Source organism: Streptomyces sp. 4F14 (genome assembly GCF_048159485.1).
Taxonomy (GTDB): domain Bacteria; phylum Actinomycetota; class Actinomycetes; order Streptomycetales; family Streptomycetaceae; genus Streptomyces.
In genome coordinates this window covers 34,757-51,058 of record NZ_JBLRVY010000052.1, presented here as the reverse complement: position 1 = coordinate 51,058, position 16,302 = coordinate 34,757, and the positions used below count along the sequence as shown (strand labels likewise).

Below are 16,302 nucleotides of genomic sequence, written 5' to 3'. Positions count from 1 at the left end.
TCTCTTCAGGGGCGCGGGGCTGTATTGGTCTGCGGCTACCGCCGCGTGGGCGCGATCGGCCGCACTCGACAACGCGCAGCCACCACGTCTCTCCAGGGGCGCGGGGAACTGCGCGATCGGCCACAACGGACCCGCACCCGCCCCACACCCCCAAGCGGCACCCCCTCACGCGGAACCGGCCCAGCCCCGGCAGGGAGAGGCGCGGCCAAGCTTCCGCAGGTACAGTGCGGAAATCAGACACCCCCACCGTGAGGCCCCGCCCCGTGCTGACCCACACCACCTCCCGGGTCCTCGAACCGAGTGACCTGAACGCGGCCCTGGCCATCCTCGGCAAGGAGCCGGTCGCGAACGCGTTCGTGACGTCGAGGGTGCAGGTCGCGGGGTTGGATCCGTGGCGGCTGGGAGGGGAGATGTGGGGGTGGTACGAGGGCGGGATGCTGACGTCCCTGTGCTACGCCGGGGCGAATCTGGTGCCGATCTGCGCCACCCCCCGAGCCGTACGGGCCTTCGCGGACAGGGCGAGAAGAGCGGGCCGGCGCTGTTCGTCGATCGTCGGCCCGGCGGAGCCCACCGCGGCGCTGTGGCGCCTGCTGGAACCCCACTGGGGCCCGGCGAGGGAGGTCAGGTCGCAGCAGCCGCTGATGGTCACGGACCGCATGCCGCTCGACATCACCCCCGACCCGTACGTCCGCCGCATCCGCAAGGACGAGATGGAAACGATCCTGCCGGCGTGCGTGGCGATGTTCACGGAGGAGGTGGGCGTCTCCCCGCTGGCGGGCGACGGCGGCCTCCTCTACCAGGCGAGGGTCGCCGAACTGGTCGGCACGGGCCGCTCCTTCGCCCGGCTCGACGACAGGGGCCAGGTCGTCTTCAAGGCGGAGATCGGCGCCGCGACGAGGGACGCCTGCCAGATCCAGGGCGTGTGGGTGGCCCCCGAGTACCGGGGCCGGGGAGTCGCCGCCCCCGGCATGGCCGCGGTCCTGCGCTACGCCCTCGCGGACGTCGCCCCGGTGGTGAGCCTGTACGTGAACGACTTCAACACCCCCGCGAGAAGGACGTACCGAAGAGTCGGCTTCCAGGAGGTCGGCGCGTTCATGAGCGTCCTCTTCTGAAACCTCCGGGAACCCCCCTGTAGGCTCCCCGCATGGACCTGGTGATCGGCCCCCTGGACCTCTCCGCCCGCGTGGACGAGGCACTGTCGGTCCAGGCGGTCGCGTTCGGCCTGGCCCCCGACGAGGTGGCGGTCAGACGGCAGATCGTCCTGCGGCACATGACGAATCCCGGCGCCCGCGCGCTCGGCGTCACCACGCCCGAGGGACGCCTCGCGGGGTTCGTGTACGGCATGCCGAACGACCGCGCGCACTGGTGGTCCACCGTCGTCGAGCCGTACCTGAGGGCGCTCGGCAACACCCACTGGCTGGACGACTCCTTCGTGATCACGGAACTGCACGTGCACCCGGCGTACCAGAACCGGGGCGCGGGCCGGGCCCTGATCACGGCGATCACCGACGACGTACCGCACCCCCGCTCGATCCTCTCGGCGATCGACACCGACAGCCCGGCCAGGGCCCTGTACCACTCGCTCGGCTACCACGACCTGGCCCGCAGGGTCCTCTTCCCGAGCGCCCCGCGCCCGTACGCGGTGATGGGCGCCCCACTGCCGCTCCGGCGACGGCAGACGGATTTCCGACCATCCGGGGCCGACGGTTAATCTCCTAGCCATCACCTTTATCCGGCAGGAGTACGAGAACCATGGCGAACGCACCGGTCCAGCGCATGTCCCAGCTGATGGCGAAAACACTGCGCGACGACCCGGCCGACGCCGAGGTCCTCAGCCACAAGCTCCTGGTCCGCGCCGGATACGTACGCCGCACCGCGGCCGGCATCTGGTCCTGGCTGCCGCTCGGCAAGAAGGTCCTGGCGAACGTCGAGCGGATCGTCCGTGAGGAGATGGACGCGATCGGCGCGCAGGAGGTCCTGCTGCCGGCGCTGCTGCCCCGGGAACCCTACGAGGCGACGGGCCGTTGGGACGAGTACGGGGCGGAGCTGTTCCGCCTCCAGGACCGCAAGGGCGGCGACTACCTCCTCGGCCCCACCCACGAGGAGATCTTCACCCTGCTGGTGAAGGACCAGGCGTCGTCGTACAAGGACCTGCCCGTCATCCTCTACCAGATCCAGCACAAGTACCGTGACGAGGCCCGCCCCCGGGCCGGCATCCTGCGCGGCCGCGAGTTCCTGATGAAGGACTCGTACTCGTTCGACACGGAGGACGAGGGCCTCGCGCACTCGTACGCCCTGCACCGCCAGGCGTACCAGCAGGTCTTCGCGCGCCTCGGCCTCGACTACCGCATCTGCGCGGCCACCGCCGGCGCGATGGGCGGCTCCAAGTCGGAGGAGTTCCTCGCCCCCGCCGAGGCCGGCGAGGACACCTTCGCGGACTGCCCGAACTGCGACTTCGCGGCGAACACGGAGGCGGTGAACTTCCCCCTGACCCCGCAGGAGCCCACCGCCCCCGCGCTGGAGGAGATCCCCACCCCCGACACCCCGACGATCGAGACCCTGGCCGCCGCCCTCGGCGTCCCCGCCTCCGCGACCCTGAAGAACCTGCTGGTCAAGGTGGACGGCGAGATCGTCGCCGTCGGCGTCCCCGGCGACCGCGAGGTCGACCTCGGCAAGGTCGAGGCCCACTTCGCGCCCGCCACCGTCGAACTGGTCACCGCCGAGGACTTCACCGGCCGCCCCGACCTGGTCCGCGGCTACGTCGGCCCCCAGGGCCGGCAGGAGAAGCTCACCTACATCGCCGACCCGCGCGTCGCCCCCGGCACCGCCTGGATCACCGGCGCCAACAAGGACCAGACGCACGCGAAGAACGTCGTAGCGGGCCGTGACTTCGACGTCGACGCGTACGTCGACGTCGTGGTCGTCCAGGAGGGCGACCCCTGCCCCGCCTGCGGCACCGGCCTCAAGCTGGACCGCGCCATCGAGATCGGCCACATCTTCCAGCTCGGCCGCAAGTACGCCGACGCCCTCAAGCTCGACGTCCTCGGCCAGCACGGCAAGCCGGTCCGCGTCACCATGGGCTCCTACGGCATCGGCGTCTCCCGCGCCGTCGCCGCGCTCGCCGAGCAGACCGCCGACGACAAGGGCCTGTGCTGGCCCGCCGAGGTCGCCCCGGCCGACGTCCACGTCGTCGCCGCCGGCAAGGCCCTCCAGACCGAACTGGCCCTGGACGTCTCGGAGAAGCTTCGCGAGGCGGGCCTGCGCGTCCTCGTCGACGACCGCGCGGGCGTCTCCCCGGGCGTCAAGTTCACCGACTCCGAGCTGATCGGCGTCCCGAAGATCCTGGTCGCCGGCCGCCGCGCCGCCGAAGGCGTCCTGGAGCTGAAGGACCGCAGGACCGGTGAGCGCGAGGAGCTGACGGTCGACGAGGCGATTGCCCGCCTGAGCGCGTAAACCAACTCCTCAGAAACGTCTTTGGGAGCCTGAAGGAAGCTCACAGGCTTCTCTCAGGCCGTTCCCCGACCGTAGTGCGTGACAGAACGTCACCACGGAGGGGAACGGCCATGACGACCAGAGAAGAGGAACGCGGCGCCGCTTCGGCGGTCCGCAGAGGAGCGAGGCGCACGGCGGCCCTCGCGGCGGCGCTGACGCTGGCCGCGGCGGCGGGGATGTTCGCGCTCGTCGGCACGATGCAGGCGGGCGCGGACACGACGGCCGGTTCGAGCAGCAACTCGTCGAGCAGCAGCGGGAGTTCGTCGAGCGGCACGAGCGACTCGTCCGGTACGACGGACAGCTCCAGCTCTACGACGGACAGCTCCTCGAACTCGGACAGTTCCAGCAGCTCCACCACCAACTCCGGCTCCAGCGGCCTCACTTCCTCCTCCGGCGGCTCCTCCTCCGACTCCACCTCGGGGGCGTCGTGACGACCACGCCGCTCGCACCCCGCCTCACCGCCGCCACCGAGTGGCGGGCCCTCGGCACCACGGTCCGCCTGGTCGTCACCGACCCCGCCCTCCTGGACCCCTGCGACCTCCTCCTCGCCCGCCACCTCGCCGAGGTCGACGCCGCGTGCAGCCGCTTCCGCGAGGACTCCGAACTCACGTCCCTGGACGGCACGTTCGGCCGCCCGGTCCGCGTGAGCCCCCTCCTCGCGGAGGCCCTCGCAGTGGCCCTGAAGGCGGCCCGCGACACGGACGGCGCGGTCGACCCCACGGTCGGCACGGCCATGCGAGCCCTCGGCTACGACCGCGACTTCACCCTCGTCCGCGAGGACGACCGCCCGATCCTCCTCACCCTGCGCCGCACACCGGGCTGGCGCACGATCCACCTCGACGGCGACACGGTCACCGTCCCGGAGGGCGTCCGCCTCGACCTGGGCGCGACGGCGAAGGCGTGGGCGGCGGACAAGGCCGCCAACACCCTTGCACGGGCGGCGGGTTGCGGGGTGCTGGTGAGCCTCGGCGGCGACACGGCGGTAGCGGGCGAACCCCCGACGGGCGGCTGGCAGATCCGGGTCCAGGACATCACGGGCCCGGTGGACGAGACGCCTGCGCCCGGCTCGTACGACACGGTCGGCCTAACCTCCGGCGGCCTCGCCACGTCCGGCACGACCGCGCGCCGCTGGCGCCGGGGCAGCCAGGACCTCCACCACATCGTCAACCCCCGCACAGGACTGCCGGTCCGCTCCCCCTGGCGCACGGTCACGGTCGCGGCGGCGACCTGCGCGGAGGCGAATGCGGCGAGCACGGCGGCGTTGGTGAAGGGGGAGGGGGCGGAACGTTGGCTGGCTCAACGGGGCCTGGCGGCAAGGCTGGTAAGGCATGACGGAGAGGTCATTGCAACGCAGGGCTGGCCAAACCGCCTAGGGGCGCGGGACTGTGCCGATTTGCGGCTCCGCCGCGGGGCGCGACCAGCCACCAACTGCGAGGTAGCCGCATGACCTCCGAAACCCTCTGGTACGCCAACAGAGCCACCGGTGCAGTAACTCTCCTGCTGTTCACCGCAGTTGTCCTCCTCGGCATCGCCGTCCGCCTAAGGACCCGCCTCCCCGGCCTCCCCCGCTTCGGCACGATCACCCTCCACCGCACCCTCTCCCTCTCCGCAACCGCCTTCCTGGCCCTGCACATAGCGGCAGCCACCGTCGACACGTACGTCAACATCACCCTCACCGACGCGATCGTCCCCTTCCTCTCCGACTACCAGCCCTTCTGGCTGGGCCTCGGCACAGTCGCCTTCGACCTCCTGCTGGCCGTCCTGATCACGAGCCTCCTCCGCGCCCGCCTGGGCCACAGAACCTGGCGCACCCTGCACTGGCTGGCGTACGCATCCTGGCCGATCGCCCTCGCGCACGGCATAGGCATCGGCACGGACACCGGCACCGACTGGATGACCTGGCTGACGATCGCCTGCGTCACCACCGTGCTCGCGGCCTTCACGATCCGCGTCACCCAGGCGGCCCGCGAATCCCGCCGCACCCCAACCACCCTCCTGCGCACGGGAGTCAGCCCATGACCGCCACCTTCCCCGACCTGCACATGTCCCCCCGCCTCCTGGCCCCCGGCCACACCCCGGCGGACCTCCCCACCCACGTCCAGCGCTACGGCCCCGCGCGCTACGACGGCCCCGAGACCGTCCTCAGGACGCTCGCGGAATCCGGCCTCACGGGCAGAGGCGGCGCCGCGTTCCCGGCGTACCGCAAACTCGTCGCCGTACGGGAGAACGCCCGCCGCACCAGCAAGCCGCCGGTGGTCATAGCGAACGGCGCGGAGGGCGAGCCGGCGAGCCGCAAGGACCGTACGCTGCTCCAGCTCTCGCCCCATCTCGTCCTGGACGGCCTCCAGTTGGCGGCGTACGCGGTGGGTGCGGGGGAGGCGTACGTCGCCGTCGAGGACGGCGCGACCTGGCTGGAGTCGGCGGTCGCCGCCCGCCGGGACGACCCCCTGCCCACCAAGGTCGTCCGCCTCCCCAAGTCCTTCCTCTCCGGCCAGGCGTCGGCGCTGGCCCGCTACGTCTCCGGCGGCCCCGCCACCCCGGCCCACCAGGACCCGCCGGTCAGGGAGAGAGGCGTACACCGAGCCCCCACCCTCGTCCAGAACGTCGAGACCCTGGCCCACCTCGCCCTGATCGCCCGCTACGGCGCGGACTGGTTCCGTACGGCGGGCACGCCGGCCCACCCGGGCAGCGCGCTGTGCACCGTCCACGCGCCCGGCCGGGAACCCCGGGTCGTGGAGGCGCCGTACGGCATGCCGATCGGCCGCCTCCTTCCCCTGGACGGCGTCTCGGCGGTCCTGGTCGGCGGCTACCACGGCACCTGGATCCCGGCGCCGGAAGCATCCCAAGTCCCCCTGAACGCCGACCACTTGGGAGCGGGCGTCCTGCTGGCGCTCCCGGTGACCCGCTGCGGAGTGAAGGAAACGGCCGGCATCCTGCGCTACTTGGCCCTCCAGTCGGCCGGCCAGTGCGGCCCTTGCCTCAACGGCCTTCCCCGTATGGCCGCGGCCTTCGAGACCCTCGCGACACCGGGCCCACAGGGCAACGCCCGTACGGACCTGACCCGTTGGGCGGGCCTGGTGGAAGGGCGGGGGGCCTGCCACCACCCCGACGGAACGGTCCGGCTGGTGCGCAGCGCACTGACGACGTTCACAGGGGAGCTGGACGCGCACGCGCGGGGCTACTGCACGGAGAAGGGGAACAACTGATGGACCAGCGGATAGAGATCGACTGGACGTCGTGCCAGGCGCATGGGCTGTGCGCGGAACTCCTGCCGGAGCATGTGAGGTTGGACGAGTGGGGTTACCCGCTGGTGAACGGAGTACCGGTGCCGGAGAGGACGGCGAAGCGGGCGAACAGAGCGGCAAGGGACTGCCCAGCCCTAGCGCTGAAACTCAAGACCAGCCACGTTCTTTAGGGGCGCGGGGCTGTATCGATCTGCGGCTACCGCCGCGTGGGCGCGATCAGCCACGAAGCACCCGCACCCAACGACGCACCTCTAAAGCCACGCAGCAAATTCCAGCAACAACTCCGCATCCCCCGTCCGCCCCACCCGCATCGCCCGCACCCCCGACTCCACCGCCCGGAACAGCACCCATCCCCGCAACCTCTCCTGATCCACCTCCAGCACCTCCGCCAGCTTCTTCACCCGCCGCCGGGCCACCGCGGCCCCGGAAGGCGACCCCACGAGATCCTCCACCCGGTCCCGCACCAGCCGCGCCAGATCGAACGCGCACTCACCCACCACCGGATCCGGCCCCACCGCGAGCCACGGCGACCGCTCACCCGCGAGCACCTTGCTCTGCCGGAACGTCCCGTGCAGCAACCGCACCTCGGACTCCGACCCCACCAGCTCCTCCCGCACGCCGAGCGCCGCGTCCACCAGGGAACCCACGACCGCATCGCCGCGCGCAGCGAACCGCATCGCCTCGGCCTGCCGCCCCGTCCGCTCGGCGACGGTCTCGAACGCGAACCCCTCCGGCGGCTCCACCCACAGCCGTCGAAGCGCCCCGGCGGCCTCCAGTGTCGCCTTCGCCTCCGGCAGGGTCCGCACGGAGACATCGGTCCGCAGCCGCTCCAGCAGCAGCGCCCCGTCCCCACCGCCCAGCACCTGGACGGCCCCGAGCCCGCCCCAGTGCTCCAGCGCGGCCAGCTCCGCCGCCGGCCGGAACCGCTCGGGCGCGACCTTCAGCACGGCGGGACCACCGTCGGCGAGCCGCACCAGCACGACCAGACCGCTGCGCCCCCCGGGCACCTGCACCCGCTCGACACTCACCCCGTGCGCGGCGGCGGCCCGCTCGACGGCGGAAGGCAGCCCCTCCAGCCAGGCGGCGGCGTCCGGCACGCTCTCGGAGAGCGCCCGGACCAACCGCTGAGGCGGCTCGATGTGCGGCATACGTGAGGTGTTCCCTTCTCCCTGCTGAACAAGGCTGAACAAGGCCGAACAAGGCTGGACAAGGCTGGACAAGGCCGAACACACGCTCCGGCACCGGACGGACCGCGTCAAGCCGACGGCGTGGCCCCCTCCGGCGTGGCCGTATCCCCACCCCGCTCGGCGAGCCCAGGGAAGGCTACGCTGCCGCCGCCCCACCGCACCGCCCGCACCGACGCCTCCCGCAGCGCGCCCGCCGCGTCCCCGCGCCGCGCCCCGGACGAGGCCCGTACGAGGTCGGAGTACACCCCGGCGATCCGCTCCTCAAGACCGGCGGCGAGCCGTACGGCCGCGGAGGGCCCGTCGACGGGGAACGGCAGCGCGTACCCGGCGTCCGCCGCGACCGGCTCGGCCCCCAGGTCCCGTACGGCCCGGGTGAGCGCGTCCCGCCGGGCCCGGTGGGCGTCCCACGCGGCGCGGGCCTCAGCGCGCCGAGCCTCTCCGATCTGGCCCCCGACGACCCCGTACCCGTACACCGCCGCGTGCTCGGCGGCCAGCGCCGCCTGTACGGCGTCCAGCTCCGCGCTCATCGGGCCCCCTCCGTCAGTACGTACGCGTGCACGGCCCCGGCGGCCGCCACGGACGCCAGCAACCGCGCCAGCTCCCCGGGCACCGTCAGCAGATCGGCCGCCCGCCGATCGGCCAACGCCCGCTCGGCGGCGGCGAGTTCGGTGAGGGCGGTCTTGTCGTCGACGGGAGGCGCGGCAGGAGCCGGGGGAGCGGCGGCCCCGGACGGAGTCCCCGACGGCGAAACGGACGGCGAGGCGGACGGCGACACCGTCCCCCCGAACGCCCCCACATGCCGCACGACCTCCCCCCGCAGCGGTGCCAGTACCCCCGCGAGGCCGGGCCGCGCGGCGAGCGCCGCGTCGTACCGCTTCAGCAGTGCCTGACTGTCCTGGACCGCCCGGGCCCGCACCCGCTGGGAGACGGAGGGCGCCTTGGCGGCGGTCTCCTCCGTGGTGGACCCGGAGGAGGAGCAGCCGGCGGCGCCGAACAGGGCCGCGGCGGCGAGAAGGGTTCTTCGGCGCGGCCCCGAGGGGGTGCGCGGCGGGGAGTACGGCACGTCAGACGTCCTCTGGATGGTCGTACGAAGGGATGGTCGGGCCCGACGGTGATCACCGTACCGGCGGGTCGGGCGCCCGGTGTCGGCAGGCACTGTCCCCCAGCCGGGTGGACGGCAACACCCTCGCCGACCGGATACCCTTTGACCAGACACGCGACCATCCCACAACAGCACACGCGGCCGAGGAGTCACCCGGATGAGCACCACCCAGAGCGAGAGGCTGCGAGAGCTCCTGGAACCGCTCGTCACCTCCCAGGGGCTGGACCTCGAAGAGATCGCGGTGGAGACCGTGGGCCGCAAGAAGGTGCTGCGGGTCGTCGTGGACGCGGACACCGGCGCCGATCTGGACGCCGTCGCCGACGTCAGCCGCGCGCTCTCGGCGAAGCTCGACGAGACGAACGCGATGGGCGACGCGGCGTACGACCTGGAGGTCGGCACCCCCGGCGCGGAGCGCCCGCTCAAGGAGCACCGGCACTACGTGCGCGCGCTGGACCGGCTGGTGAAGTTCCAGCTCACCGAGGGCGGCGAGGTCACCGCCCGCATCCTCGCCGTGGACGACGAGGGCCTCGACCTGGAGGTGCCCGGCGTGAAGGGCCGCAAGGCCACCGCCCGCAGGCTCGCCTTCACCGAGATCGACAAGGCCCGCGTCCAGGTCGAGTTCAACCGTAAAGACGTAGCTGACAACGTGAAGGAAGAGGAGGCGTAGCCGTGGACATCGACATGAGTGCCCTGCGGGGCTTGGTGCGGGAGAAGGAGATCTCCTTCGACCTGCTGGTCGAGGCGATCGAGTCGGCCCTCCTCATCGCCTACCACCGCACCGAGGGAAGCCGCCGCCGCGCGCGCGTGAAGCTCGACCGCGAGAGCGGGCATGTGACCGTGTGGGCGAAGGAGGACCCGGAGGACCTGGAGGAGGGTCAGGAGCCGCGCGAGTTCGACGACACCCCGTCGGACTTCGGCCGGATCGCCGCGACCACCGCCAAGCAGGTCATCCTCCAGCGCCTGCGGGACGCGGAGGACGACGCGACGCTCGGCGAGTACGCCGGCCGCGAGGGCGACATCGTCACCGGTGTCGTCCAGCAGGGCCGCGACCCGAAGAACGTGCTGGTCGACATCGGCAAGATGGAGGCCATGCTGCCCGTGCAGGAGCAGGTCCCGGGCGAGACGTACACCCACGGGCTGCGCCTGCGCTCGTACGTCGTCCGGGTCGCCAAGGGCGTCCGGGGCCCGTCGGTCACCCTCTCCCGTACGCACCCCAACCTGGTGAAGAAGCTGTTCGCCCTGGAGGTCCCGGAGATCGCCGACGGTTCCGTCGAGATCGCCGCGATCGCCCGCGAGGCCGGCCACCGCACCAAGATCGCCGTCCGCTCCACCCGCAGCGGCCTGAACGCCAAGGGCGCCTGCATCGGCCCGATGGGCGGCCGGGTGCGCAACGTCATGGGTGAGCTGAACGGCGAGAAGATCGACATCGTCGACTGGTCGGACGACCCGGCGGAGATGGTGGCCAACGCCCTGTCGCCCGCGCGGGTGTCGAAGGTGGAGGTCGTCGACCTCTCCGCCCGCTCGGCCCGGGTGACCGTGCCGGACTACCAGCTGTCGCTGGCGATCGGCAAGGAGGGCCAGAACGCCCGCCTCGCCGCCCGGCTGACCGGCTGGCGGATCGACATCCGGCCGGACACCGAGCAGCAGGACGCGCAGGCAGGGGAATAGATCACGCCGGTCAACGGCTGGATCACGTCAGTTATATCGCGGCACGTGTTCGACTCCTGACCCAAAGGGGTGAGGTCGCCGCGGGGAGGTAGACTTAACGGTGTCTGGCCGGACGCACGCCCGATCATGCCCTGAACGCACCTGTGTGGGGTGCCGGGAGCGAACGGCCAAGGCACACCTGCTGCGCATCGTGGCGGCCGAGGGCGCATGCGTCCCCGACCCTCGCGGTACGCTGCCCGGCCGGGGTGCGTATCTGCATCCCGTCCCCGGCTGTCTCGACCAGGCGGTACGCCGCCGGGCGTTCACACGGGCCTTGCGAGCCCCGGGAGCGCTCGACACAAAGGCGTTGCGTCAGTACGTCGAGCAGGCGACCGTTGCCGATGAGGCGACACCGTAAGGAAGTGGCGCGCGGACCGTCCGCGTGGCCAGGTACCCCGCGAGTTGGAAGTAGGTCGAGATTGCGATGAGCACTCGATGAGCACGCGATGAGTACGCCCATGAAGTAGCGACGGTCCGGACTGAACCCGGACCTCAAAGGAGCGAAGTGGCTAAGGTCCGGGTATACGAACTCGCCAAGGAGTTCGGTGTGGAGAGCAAGGTCGTCATGGCCAAGCTCCAGGAACTCGGTGAATTCGTCCGTTCGGCGTCTTCGACCATCGAAGCGCCCGTCGTCCGCAAGCTGACGGACGCCTTCCAGGGCGGCGGCAAGCCCGCCCCCCGCAAGTCTGCCCCCAAGCCCGGTGCGCCCTCCCCGGCGACATCGGCACGCCCCGGTCCGCCGAAGCCGGCGGCCCCCAAGCCCCCGGCGGCGCAGGCACCCGCGGCTCCGGCCGCGCCGGTGACCCCCGCGCCCGCCGCCCAGGCACCCTCGGCGCCGGCCCCCGCGGCCCAGGCGCCCTCCGCCGGTCCGCGTCCGGGCCCCAAGCCCGCGCCGCGTCCGGCCCCGGCCGTCCCGGAGTTCACCGCTCCGCCGTCGGCCCCGGCCCCGCAGACGCCCGCGGCCCAGGCGCCCCGCCCCGGCGGCCCGCGTCCCGGCCCGGCCCCCAAGCCCGGTGCCCGTCCGGCCCCGCAGGGCCAGGGCGACCGCGGCCAGCGTCCGGCCGGTGACCGTGGCCCGCGTCCCGGTGGCGCCCCCGGCGCCCGTCCGGGCGGCCGTCCGGCGGGTCCCCGTCCGGGCAACAACCCGTTCACGTCCGGTGGCAACGCCGGCATGGGCGCCCCCCGTCCGCAGGGCGCGCGCCCGCAGGGCGGCGGTCCGCGTCCCGGCCCCGGCGGCGCTCCCGGCGCCGGTCCCCGTCCGCAGGGCCCCGGTGCCCAGCAGGGCGGCGGTCCTCGTCCGCAGGCTCCGGGCGGTGCCCGTCCGACGCCCGGCGGCATGCCGCGTCCGCAGGGTCCCGGTGCCGGTGGCCCGCGTCCCGGTGGTCCGCGTCCCAACCCCGGCATGATGCCGCAGCGTCCGGCTGCCGGCCCGCGTCCCGGCGGCGGCCCCGGTGGCCGTGGTCCCGGTGGCGGTCCCGGCCGTCCCGGCGGTGCCGGCGGCGGTCGTCCCGGCGGCGGTGGCGGCTTCGCCCGTCCCGGCGGTGGCGGCGGCGGTGCCGGTCGTCCCGGCGGTGGCGGCGGCTTCGGCGCCCGTCCCGGTGGCGGCGGCTTCGGCGGTGGCCCCGGTGGCGGTGGCGGCGGTGGCCGTCCCGGCTTCGGCGGCCGTCCCGGCGGTCCCGGTGGCCGTGGTGGCACGCAGGGCGCCTTCGGCCGTCCCGGCGGTCCCGCGCGCCGTGGCCGCAAGTCGAAGCGGCAGAGGCGCCAGGAGTACGAGGCCATGCAGGCCCCGAGCGTCGGCGGCGTGATGCTGCCGCGCGGCAACGGCGAGACCATCCGTCTCTCCCGCGGCGCGTCGCTCACGGACTTCGCGGAGAAGATCAACGCCAACCCGGCGTCCCTCGTCGCGGTCATGATGAACCTCGGCGAGATGGTCACCGCCACCCAGTCCGTCTCCGACGAGACGCTGGAGCTCCTGGCCGGCGAGATGAACTACACGGTTCAGATCGTCAGCCCGGAGGAGGAGGACCGCGAGCTGCTCGGCTCGTTCGACATCGAGTTCGGCGAGGACGAGGGCGACGAGGAGGACCTCGTGGTCCGCCCGCCGGTCGTCACCGTCATGGGTCACGTCGACCACGGCAAGACGCGTCTTCTCGACGCGATCCGCAAGACGAACGTCATCGCGGGCGAGGCCGGCGGCATCACCCAGCACATCGGTGCCTACCAGGTGGCCACCGAGGTCAACGGCGAGGACCGCGCGATCACCTTCATCGACACCCCGGGTCACGAGGCGTTCACCGCCATGCGTGCCCGTGGTGCCCGGTCGACGGACATCGCGATCCTGGTCGTCGCGGCCAACGACGGCGTCATGCCGCAGACGGTCGAGGCGCTCAACCACGCCAAGGCGGCCGACGTCCCGATCGTCGTCGCGGTCAACAAGATCGACGTCGAGGGCGCCGACCCGACCAAGGTGCGCGGCCAGCTCACCGAGTACGGGCTGGTGGCCGAGGAGTACGGCGGCGACACCATGTTCGTCGACATCTCCGCCAAGCAGGGTCTGCACATCGACTCCCTGCTGGAGGCCGTCGTCCTCACCGCCGACGCCTCGCTCGACCTGCGGGCCAACCCGAACCAGGACGCGCAGGGCATCTCCATCGAGTCGCGCCTCGACCGCGGTCGCGGTGCCGTCTCCACGGTCCTCGTCCAGCGAGGCACCCTGCGGGTCGGCGACACGATGGTCGTCGGTGACGCGTACGGCCGCGTCCGGGCGATGCTCGACGACAACGGCAACAACGTGACGGAAGCCGGTCCCTCGACCCCGGTCCAGGTGCTCGGTCTCACCAACGTCCCCGGCGCGGGCGACAACTTCCTCGTCGTCGACGAGGACCGCACCGCCCGCCAGATCGCCGAGAAGCGCGCGGCTCGCGAGCGCAACGCGGCGTTCGCCAAGCGTGTCCGCCGTGTCTCCCTCGAAGACCTGGACAAGGTGCTCAAGGCCGGCGAGATCCAGCAGCTCAACCTCATCATCAAGGGTGACGCTTCTGGTTCCGTCGAGGCCCTGGAGTCCTCCCTGCTCCAGCTCGACGTCGGCGAAGAGGTCGACATCCGGGTCCTGCACCGCGGCGTCGGTGCGGTCACGGAGTCCGACATCGACCTGGCCATGGGCTCGGACGCCATCGTCATCGGCTTCAACGTCCGCGCGGCCGGCCGCGCGGCGCAGATGGCCGAGCGCGAAGGTGTCGACGTCCGGTACTACTCGGTCATCTACCAGGCGATCGAGGAGATCGAGGCGGCCCTGAAGGGCATGCTGAAGCCGGAGTACGAGGAGGTCGAGCTCGGTACGGCGGAGATCCGCGAGGTCTTCAAGTCGTCCAAGCTGGGCAACATCGCCGGTGTCCTCATCCGCTCCGGCGAGGTCAAGCGCAACACGAAGGCCCGCCTCGTCCGCGACGGCAAGGTCATCGCGGAGAACCTCAACATCGAGGGTCTGCGGCGCTTCAAGGACGACGTCACCGAGATCCGCGAAGGGTTCGAGGGCGGTATCAACCTCGGCAACTTCAACGACATCAAGATCGACGACGTCATCGCGACGTACGAGATGCGCGAGAAGCCGCGCGTCTGATCTGCACGCGATCGGGGCCGGTCGGCGGAGAGGAATTTCCGTCGATCGGCCCCGGCCGTTGCGTGTACGGTTCCCGTATCGGCGCCCAAGCGCGGCGCCAGTACCCCGAACCGGCGGGACATCCGGCACACACATGTACGTGGGGACTCTGTCCTTCGACCTCCTCCTCGGCGATGTTCACTCGCTGAAGGAGAAGCGTTCCGTCGTCCGTCCGATCGTGGCCGAGCTCCAGCGCAAGTACGCGGTGAGCGTGGCCGAGACCGGCAACCAGGATCTGCACCGCCGGGCCGAGATCGGGCTCGCGGTGGTCTCGGGGGACGTGGAACACCTGACCGATGTACTCGACCGCTGTGAGCGTCTCGTCGCCGCGCGGCCGGAGGTGGAGCTGCTCTCGGTTCGACGCAGGCTCCACGGCGACGAAGACTGAAATGAAGCGGCAACCCAGCAAGTCAGTAGTGACGAAGGAGACGGACCAGTGGCCGACAACGCCCGCGCCAAGAGGCTGGCGGACCTCATCCGAGAAGTGGTGGCCCAGAAGCTCCAGCGGGGCGTCAAGGACCCGAGGCTCGGTACGCACGTCACCATCACGGACGCCCGGGTCACCGGCGACCTGCGGGAGGCGACCGTCTTCTACACCGTGTACGGCGGTGACGAGGAGCGGGCCGAGGCCGCGGCCGGCCTGGAGAGCGCCAAGGGCATCCTGCGCTCCGAGGTGGGCCGGGCGGCCGGCGTGAAGTTCACGCCGACCCTGACCTTCGTCGCGGACGCCCTCCCCGACAACGCCCGCACCATCGAGGACCTCCTCGACAAGGCTCGGCTGTCCGACGAGAAGGTCCGCGAGGCATCGGCCGGCGCGGACTACGCCGGCGGCGCCGACCCGTACAAGAAGCCCGGCGACGAGACGGACGACAGCGCCGAATGACCAGCAAGCCCACCCCGCCCGACGGCCTCGTCATCGTCGACAAGCCGTCGGGCTTCACCTCCCACGACGTGGTCGCCAAGATGCGCGGCATCGCCCGCACCCGCCGCGTCGGCCACGCCGGCACGCTCGACCCGATGGCGACGGGCGTCCTCGTCCTCGGCGTGGAGCGCGCCACGAAACTCCTCGGGCACCTCGCGCTGACCGAGAAGGAGTACCTCGGCACGATCCGGCTCGGCCAGACGACGGTCACGGACGACGCGGAGGGCGAGATCACGGCGTCCGCCGACGCGTCGAAGGTGACGCGCGAGCAGGTCGACGCGGGCGTCGCCAAGCTCACCGGCGACATCATGCAGGTCCCCTCCAAGGTCAGCGCCATCAAGATCGACGGCGTCCGCTCCTACAAGCGGGCCCGCGACGGCGAGGACTTCGAGATCCCGGCCCGCCCGGTGAAGATCTCCTCCTTCCAGGTGTACGACGTCCGCGAGGCCGTCGCCGAGGACGGCACCCCCGTCGTCGACCTGGTCGTCTCCGTCGTCTGCTCCTCCGGCACCTACATCCGCGCCCTCGCCCGCGACCTCGGCACGGACCTCGGCGTCGGCGGCCACCTCACGGCGCTGCGCCGCACCCGCGTCGGCCCCTACAAGCTGGACTCCGCGCGCACCCTCGACCAGCTCCAGGAGGAGCTGACGGTCATGCCGGTCGCGGACGCGGCCACCGCGGCCTTCCGCCGCTGGGACGTCGACGCCAAGCGCGCCCGGCTCCTGCTGAACGGGGTCCGCCTCGACATGCCCGACGAGTACACGGACGCCGGCGCGGTCGCGGTCTTCGACCCCGAGGGGCGCTTCCTCGCGCTGGTCGAGTCGGAGAAGGGGAAGGCGAAGAGCCTGGCGGTCTTCGGCTGACCCGTCGTTCCGCGGGGGTTCCCGTGGAGTGTGCGGTTTCCCGTGGAGCGGCGAGCACGGGGTGTGCCTTCGCCGCTCCACGGACCCCCCTCGGTTCCCCCGCCTCCAAGGGTTATCCATCCGGGG

At 72.2% G+C, this 16,302-nt stretch carries 18 protein-coding genes; 14 read left to right on the top strand and 4 right to left on the bottom strand.

The window, feature by feature from the left end; translation table 11 throughout:
• Positions 1 to 263: 263 nt before the first annotated feature.
• From ACLZOT_RS48475 to ACLZOT_RS48465, 3 genes are read left to right on the top strand one after another with little or no spacing between them, the layout of a single operon-like run.
• Positions 264 to 1,112: a GNAT family N-acetyltransferase gene (locus ACLZOT_RS48475; protein WP_416975716.1), complete on the top strand. Its 849-nt coding sequence runs from the start codon at positions 264 to 266 to the stop codon at positions 1,110 to 1,112.
• Positions 1,113 to 1,144: 32 nt separating this feature from the next.
• Positions 1,145 to 1,711 carry a GNAT family N-acetyltransferase gene (locus tag ACLZOT_RS48470; RefSeq protein WP_416975713.1) on the top strand — a complete coding sequence of 189 codons (567 nt, stop codon included), beginning with the start codon at positions 1,145 to 1,147 and terminating at the stop codon, positions 1,709 to 1,711.
• Between the two features lie 41 nt (positions 1,712 to 1,752).
• Positions 1,753 to 3,453: a proline--tRNA ligase gene (locus tag ACLZOT_RS48465; RefSeq protein WP_416975712.1), complete on the top strand. Its 1,701-nt coding sequence runs from the start codon at positions 1,753 to 1,755 to the stop codon at positions 3,451 to 3,453.
• A 40-nt stretch (positions 3,454 to 3,493) separates the two neighbouring features.
• Here the strand turns inward: ACLZOT_RS48465 and ACLZOT_RS48460 are convergent, their stop codons facing one another.
• Entirely contained in the window at positions 3,494 to 3,907 is a 414-nt protein-coding gene (locus tag ACLZOT_RS48460; protein ID WP_416975711.1) for a hypothetical protein, read from the bottom strand.
• A gap of 12 nt (positions 3,908 to 3,919) precedes the next feature.
• On the opposite strand from ACLZOT_RS48460, the gene ACLZOT_RS48455 reads away from it, so the two are divergent.
• The 4 genes from ACLZOT_RS48455 to ACLZOT_RS48440 are packed head-to-tail and all read left to right on the top strand — an operon-like array spanning position 3,920 to position 6,907.
• Positions 3,920 to 4,939 (top strand): FAD:protein FMN transferase, encoded by a 1,020-nt coding sequence (locus ACLZOT_RS48455; RefSeq protein WP_416975710.1) that lies wholly within the window; start codon positions 3,920 to 3,922, stop codon positions 4,937 to 4,939.
• On the top strand, positions 4,936 to 5,511 hold the full coding sequence (locus ACLZOT_RS48450; protein ID WP_416975709.1) for a ferric reductase-like transmembrane domain-containing protein: 576 nt from the start codon (positions 4,936 to 4,938) through the stop codon (positions 5,509 to 5,511). The genes ACLZOT_RS48455 and ACLZOT_RS48450 overlap by 4 nt, the downstream gene beginning before the upstream one ends.
• On the top strand, positions 5,508 to 6,698 hold the full coding sequence (locus tag ACLZOT_RS48445) for an NADH-ubiquinone oxidoreductase-F iron-sulfur binding region domain-containing protein (RefSeq protein WP_416975708.1): 1,191 nt from the start codon (positions 5,508 to 5,510) through the stop codon (positions 6,696 to 6,698). Before ACLZOT_RS48450 ends, ACLZOT_RS48445 begins: the two co-directional genes overlap by 4 nt.
• Positions 6,698 to 6,907 carry a ferredoxin gene (locus tag ACLZOT_RS48440; RefSeq protein ID WP_416975707.1) on the top strand — a complete coding sequence of 70 codons (210 nt, stop codon included), beginning with the start codon at positions 6,698 to 6,700 and terminating at the stop codon, positions 6,905 to 6,907. Before ACLZOT_RS48445 ends, ACLZOT_RS48440 begins: the two co-directional genes overlap by 1 nt.
• An 81-nt stretch (positions 6,908 to 6,988) precedes the next feature.
• Here the strand turns inward: ACLZOT_RS48440 and ACLZOT_RS48435 are convergent, their stop codons facing one another.
• From ACLZOT_RS48435 to ACLZOT_RS48425, 3 genes are all read right to left on the bottom strand, one after another.
• Entirely contained in the window at positions 6,989 to 7,885 is an 897-nt protein-coding gene (locus ACLZOT_RS48435; RefSeq protein WP_416975706.1) for an aminoglycoside phosphotransferase family protein, read from the bottom strand.
• Positions 7,886 to 7,992: 107 nt separating this feature from the next.
• A complete protein-coding gene (locus ACLZOT_RS48430) occupies positions 7,993 to 8,451 on the bottom strand; it encodes a ferritin-like domain-containing protein (protein WP_416975705.1) in 459 nt (152 codons plus the stop codon).
• Positions 8,448 to 8,987: a hypothetical protein gene (locus ACLZOT_RS48425; protein WP_416975704.1), complete on the bottom strand. Its 540-nt coding sequence runs from the start codon at positions 8,985 to 8,987 to the stop codon at positions 8,448 to 8,450. The genes ACLZOT_RS48430 and ACLZOT_RS48425 overlap by 4 nt, the downstream gene beginning before the upstream one ends.
• A 196-nt stretch (positions 8,988 to 9,183) precedes the next feature.
• Between ACLZOT_RS48425 and rimP the strand changes: the two genes are divergently transcribed.
• From rimP to truB, 7 genes are all read left to right on the top strand, one after another.
• Positions 9,184 to 9,693, top strand: coding sequence for a ribosome maturation factor RimP (gene rimP, locus ACLZOT_RS48420; RefSeq protein ID WP_416975703.1), 510 nt, complete (start codon positions 9,184 to 9,186; stop codon positions 9,691 to 9,693).
• A 2-nt stretch (positions 9,694 to 9,695) separates the two neighbouring features.
• The gene (gene nusA, locus ACLZOT_RS48415) at positions 9,696 to 10,694 is read left to right on the top strand and encodes a transcription termination factor NusA (RefSeq protein ID WP_416975702.1); all 999 of its coding nucleotides are present in this window, start codon (positions 9,696 to 9,698) and stop codon (positions 10,692 to 10,694) included.
• 100 nt (positions 10,695 to 10,794) lie between these two features.
• A complete protein-coding gene (locus ACLZOT_RS48410; RefSeq protein WP_416975701.1) occupies positions 10,795 to 11,091 on the top strand; it encodes a YlxR family protein in 297 nt (98 codons plus the stop codon).
• A 147-nt stretch (positions 11,092 to 11,238) separates the two neighbouring features.
• Positions 11,239 to 14,352, top strand: a complete 3,114-nt coding sequence (gene infB, locus ACLZOT_RS48405) for a translation initiation factor IF-2 (RefSeq protein ID WP_416975700.1) — start codon at positions 11,239 to 11,241, stop codon at positions 14,350 to 14,352.
• Between the two features lie 133 nt (positions 14,353 to 14,485).
• Complete coding sequence (locus ACLZOT_RS48400; RefSeq protein ID WP_355883534.1) at positions 14,486 to 14,779, top strand: DUF503 domain-containing protein; 294 nt, start codon at positions 14,486 to 14,488, stop codon at positions 14,777 to 14,779.
• 48 nt (positions 14,780 to 14,827) lie between these two features.
• Entirely contained in the window at positions 14,828 to 15,274 is a 447-nt protein-coding gene (rbfA, locus tag ACLZOT_RS48395) for a 30S ribosome-binding factor RbfA (protein ID WP_416975699.1), read from the top strand.
• Positions 15,271 to 16,176 (top strand): tRNA pseudouridine(55) synthase TruB, encoded by a 906-nt coding sequence (gene truB / locus ACLZOT_RS48390; protein ID WP_416975698.1) that lies wholly within the window; start codon positions 15,271 to 15,273, stop codon positions 16,174 to 16,176. Before rbfA ends, truB begins: the two co-directional genes overlap by 4 nt.
• Positions 16,177 to 16,302 lie beyond the last annotated feature (126 nt).

Coding starts and splice junctions, on each gene's coding strand:
- ACLZOT_RS48470 (WP_416975713.1), top strand. CDS start 1,145: ATGGACCTGGTGATCGGCCCCCTGGACCTCTCCGCCCGCGTGGACGAG.
- ACLZOT_RS48400 (WP_355883534.1), top strand. CDS start 14,486: ATGTACGTGGGGACTCTGTCCTTCGACCTCCTCCTCGGCGATGTTCAC.
- rimP (WP_416975703.1), top strand. CDS start 9,184: ATGAGCACCACCCAGAGCGAGAGGCTGCGAGAGCTCCTGGAACCGCTC.
- ACLZOT_RS48450 (WP_416975709.1), top strand. CDS start 4,936: ATGACCTCCGAAACCCTCTGGTACGCCAACAGAGCCACCGGTGCAGTA.
- truB (WP_416975698.1), top strand. CDS start 15,271: ATGACCAGCAAGCCCACCCCGCCCGACGGCCTCGTCATCGTCGACAAG.
- ACLZOT_RS48440 (WP_416975707.1), top strand. CDS start 6,698: ATGGACCAGCGGATAGAGATCGACTGGACGTCGTGCCAGGCGCATGGG.
- ACLZOT_RS48445 (WP_416975708.1), top strand. CDS start 5,508: ATGACCGCCACCTTCCCCGACCTGCACATGTCCCCCCGCCTCCTGGCC.
- ACLZOT_RS48465 (WP_416975712.1), top strand. CDS start 1,753: ATGGCGAACGCACCGGTCCAGCGCATGTCCCAGCTGATGGCGAAAACA.
- ACLZOT_RS48435 (WP_416975706.1), bottom strand. CDS start 7,885: ATGCCGCACATCGAGCCGCCTCAGCGGTTGGTCCGGGCGCTCTCCGAG.
- ACLZOT_RS48430 (WP_416975705.1), bottom strand. CDS start 8,451: ATGAGCGCGGAGCTGGACGCCGTACAGGCGGCGCTGGCCGCCGAGCAC.